The sequence below is a fragment of the Treponema sp. R6D11 genome, from assembly GCF_054786075.1.
The window spans coordinates 1-730 of sequence record NZ_BDHD01000595.1 but is presented as its reverse complement, the minus strand read 5'-3'; the positions used below and the strand labels follow the sequence as shown (position 1 = coordinate 730).

At 46.0% G+C, this 730-nt stretch carries 2 protein-coding genes; one reads left to right on the top strand and one right to left on the bottom strand.

The genetic code is table 11. The features are described 5' to 3' along the window. Positions 1-291: hypothetical protein (locus tag ACYVTD_RS14925; RefSeq protein WP_461248501.1), on the bottom strand; the 291-nt coding region annotated here is incomplete at its 3' end. A 77-nt stretch (positions 292-368) separates the two neighbouring features. On the opposite strand from ACYVTD_RS14925, the gene ACYVTD_RS14920 reads away from it, so the two are divergent. After that, positions 369-730 (top strand): ankyrin repeat domain-containing protein (locus ACYVTD_RS14920; protein WP_461248502.1); only part of this gene is annotated, 362 nt, incomplete at its 3' end.

Genomic DNA, 730 nt, shown 5'->3' with positions numbered 1-730 from the left:
ATCTTTATACGCTACTTCCCTCATAAAATAACTAAGTCCTCCCAATGCAACTGGAAAAATTAAAGCCTTCATGGTATACGGAATGTTTTCAGAAGCCGATTTGCGCCGTTTCGCCGAAACCGTTTTTCTCACGTCGGTTGACGCAACTTTAATATCTTCTTTGCTTGTATATTTTTGTACAATGTCCCTTATGGCAGCCAGATTTTTGTTCTTTTTGGAAATGCGGATAGCCGTTATCAGAGCGGAATCTCCTTTATCGTCTTTAATCGCCGGATTCGTCCCCGCTTCCAACAGTGCCGTTATAACGGACTTGTTCCATTCAGTTAACTTAGTATAACTAATGTGCTCCTCCTAGCAAGGAGGGCACAATTCCAACTGCTTATTGGGCTGTCGGGAAAAAAGAACTTCAATTTCTCGTTCCCCTGCTTGTTGAGCGTGGCGCCCCTGTTGACGCACTTAACATATCAGGGAAGACCGCCCTCTATTGCGTTGTCGAAACAAATAATCTTGAAGTTGCAAGTTTTCTGCTAAAGCGTGGAGCTGATCCAAACCAGCAGGGCAAAGATGGAGAAACCGCTTTGATGGCCGTCCGTTCAAAAGAAGCGGTAGACCTTCTTATAAGTTCTGGAGCCAATCCCAACCTGCAGGGCAAAGATGGAGAAACCGTCCTGATGAAAATCAGGTGGCTGAAGCCCGCCGTTGCGCTTTTACAAGCCGGCGCGGATCCTAC